Below are 542 nucleotides of genomic sequence, written 5' to 3'. Positions count from 1 at the left end.
CCGATTTCAGCGTGACAGGATTGTTGGCAGGCATGTTTGGCACCCCACGGTGGATGGCTGACTTGCAGCAACAGCAGGCATCCTAGGGGGCGATCGCCCGCACCTGCTCAGCGCTGCAATGAGCAGGTGCGGCAGTGGTGCGTTTAGAGATCAAAGGGGAGCCAGCATTCTAAGCTTAGATATCACTTACAAGGCATCTCATTCACTACATCTAATTTATCCATAACCACGACCCTGAACCTGCTATGGTTTCTCGAAAACAGCATGGCCAGCGCAGCTATCAAATCGAGTTTAAAATACACACGGATTGCTATGTCACTGACCTGGTTGACTGACAAAACTCATGACTGAAAGCTGTAGGATCGGGCTGTAATATACGGATGTAGACTCGCCATTTCGTCAGGTTAATGCACTCACTACACACCAGACCAATCACCATCCAGATTAAGGTGTGAAGATGCCGTTGGTCGGCCCAGGGAATAGATTGACCCAACAGGGTTTGCAGTTGATGATGTAAGCGGGAGGTTCTCATCGGTTTATGT

At 49.6% G+C, this 542-nt stretch carries 1 pseudogene; it reads right to left on the bottom strand.

What is annotated here, in order from left to right:
- Positions 1-310: 310 nt before the first annotated feature.
- Positions 311-542: pseudogene (locus tag JUJ53_RS00095) on the bottom strand (hypothetical protein); the annotation flags it as partial.

This window comes from Leptolyngbya sp. CCY15150 (assembly GCF_016888135.1).
In the GTDB taxonomy this organism is placed as follows: Bacteria; Cyanobacteriota; Cyanobacteriia; order RECH01; family RECH01; genus RECH01.
This window is presented reverse-complemented; position numbering and strand designations above follow the sequence as displayed.